Source organism: Mycobacterium sp. 1245852.3 (genome assembly GCF_001669335.1).
Classification (GTDB): domain Bacteria; phylum Actinomycetota; class Actinomycetes; order Mycobacteriales; family Mycobacteriaceae; genus Mycobacterium; species Mycobacterium europaeum_A.
The window spans coordinates 1-2,375 of record NZ_LZLL01000287.1; the positions used below are offsets into that span (position 1 = coordinate 1).

2 protein-coding genes are annotated in these 2,375 nt (G+C 68.5%); one reads left to right on the forward strand and one right to left on the reverse strand.

The window, feature by feature from the left end:
* On the reverse strand, nucleotides 1–945 hold a 945-nt coding region (locus tag A9W96_RS12795; protein WP_156748733.1), incomplete at its 3' end, for an amino acid permease.
* 63 nt (nucleotides 946–1,008) lie between these two features.
* On the opposite strand from A9W96_RS12795, the gene A9W96_RS12800 reads away from it, so the two are divergent.
* Nucleotides 1,009–2,375 (forward strand): NAD(P)/FAD-dependent oxidoreductase (locus tag A9W96_RS12800; protein ID WP_067140182.1); only part of this gene is annotated, 1,367 nt, incomplete at its 3' end.

A 2,375-nucleotide genomic window follows, 5' to 3' on the forward strand; every position in this document is an offset into this window, starting at 1 on the left:
GGTGGCCAGGTTCGCCTGCCCGCGGCCGCGGACCGTCTTGAGTTCGGTGTAGGACACCATGCCCGACAGCACCACCGCGACGGCGACGTAGAGCAGGGTCACGATGCCCAGCGACGCCAGGATTCCCCGCGGCACGTCGCGCTGCGGGTTCTTGGTCTCCTCGGCCATGGTGGCGACGATGTCGAACCCGATGAACGCGAAGAACACGATGGACGCCCCGGCCAGCACGCCGTACCAGCCGTAGTGACTGCTGTGCGCGCCGGTCAGCAGCGACAGGACGGACTGGTCGATGCCCTTGGCCTCGCGACCGGCCTCCGGCTTGGGGATGAACGGCGAATAGTTGGCGCGCTTGATGTAGAAGACGCCGACCACCACGACGAAGAGCACCACCGACACCTTGATCGCGGTGACCACCGCGGAAAACCTTGATGACAGTTTGGTGCCCAGCGCGATCAGGGTCGCCACGCCGCCGACGATCACCAGCGCCCCCCAGTCGACCTGGGCCCCGCCGAAGCTGGCCGTGCCGCCGGCGAATCCGAAGACCGTGCCCAGATAGCTCGACCAGCCCTTGGCCACCACGGCGGCGCCGATCGCCAGTTCCAGCACGAGGTTCCAGCCGATGATCCAGGCCAGGAACTCCCCGAAGGTGGCATAGGAGAAGGTGTAGGCGCTACCGGCCACCGGCAACATCGAGGCGAACTCGGCGTAACACAGCGCGGCCAGCGCGCAGGTGCCCGCCGCGATCACGAACGACACCCAGATGGCCGGGCCGGTGATGTCCCCGGTGGTGGACGCGGTGACCGTGAAGATGCCCGCGCCGATCACCACCGCGACGCCGAAGACGACCAGGTCTCGCCAGGTCAGGTCCTTACGCAGCTTGGTGTCCGGCTCGTCGGTGTCGGCGATTGATTGCTCGATCGACTTGGTCCGCCATCGATTGGCCATGCATCAGCCCTTTCCCAACGCTGGGAGCCATTGGTCCGTCACAGTACTGGGTACTCTCCGCCAATGCCGGACAGCACAGCAACGGCCAGGGATCACGCCGTAGTCATCGGCGGGAGCATCGCCGGCCTTTGCGCCGCGCGGGCGCTCGCCGAGGCGTATTCGCGGGTGACGGTGTACGAACGCGACGAATTGCCGGCCGAACCGGCGAACCGGGCGACGGTGCCCCAGGACCGGCACCTGCACATGCTGATGGCGCGCGGGGCCATGGAATTCGAGGACCTGTTCCCCGGACTGCTGGACGACATGGTCGCCGCCGGTGTCCCCAAACTGGAAAACCGGCCCGACTGCATCCACCTGGGCGCCGCGGGCCACGTGCTGGGCACCGGCAGCACGTTGCGCGACGAGTTCACCGCCTACGTGCCCAGCCGCCCGCACCTCGAATGGCAGTTACGCACGCGCGTCCTCGGCATCGACAACGTGACAGTGGCGCGGCGCTCGGTGGCCGAGCCGCGCTTCGACCCGGCGCGACAGCGGGTGACCGGTGTGCTGCTGGATCCCGCCGGCCCGGACGGCGGCGATCAGGAGTTCGTGGCCGCGAACCTGGTCGTCGACGCGGCGGGCCGGGGCACCCGGCTGCCGGTGTGGTTGGAGCAGTGGGGATTCCAGCGTCCCGTCGAGCAAGAGATGAACATCGGCATCCATTACGCCACCCAGCAGTTCCGCATCCCCGACGGGCTGATCGCGGAGAAGGTGGTGGTCGCCGGCGCCTCCCACGACGAGTCCCTGGGCATGGGCATGCTGTGCTACGAGGACGGCACCTGGGTGCTGACCACGTTCGGCGTGGCGAACGCCAAACCGCCCAAGACCTTTCCCGAGATGCTGGAGCTGGCGCACCGGCTGCTTCCGGACCACTTCAACGCCGCCCTGACGCACGCCGAACCGCTGGGCGATCCGGCGTTTCACGCCTTCCCGGCCAGCAAGTGGCGCCGCTACGACAAGCTGGAGCGCCTCCCGGCCGGCATCCTCGCCTTCGGCGACGCGGTGGCCAGCTTCAACCCCACCTTCGGGCAGGGCATGACGATGACGTCGCTGCAGGCCGGTCATCTGCGCCGGGCCCTGCAACTGCCCGACGACCAGGTGGCCGCGGCGCTGAACCGGGCCACCGCCAAGAGCACCTTCCCGGTGTGGACGATGAACGCGATCGGCGACGTCACGTTCCACCACGCCGGCACCAAGGGAACCGTCCCCTGGTGGTGGCGGCCCTCCGGGGCGCTGTTCGACCAATTCCTGGGCGCCGCCGAGACCGATCCCGTGCTGGCGGAATGGTTCCTGCGGCGCTTCTCGCTGCTCGACAGCCTCTATATGGTTCCGCCGCCGCGGATCATCGGCCGTGCCATGGCGCACAATCTGCGGCTCTGGCTGGGCGAGCG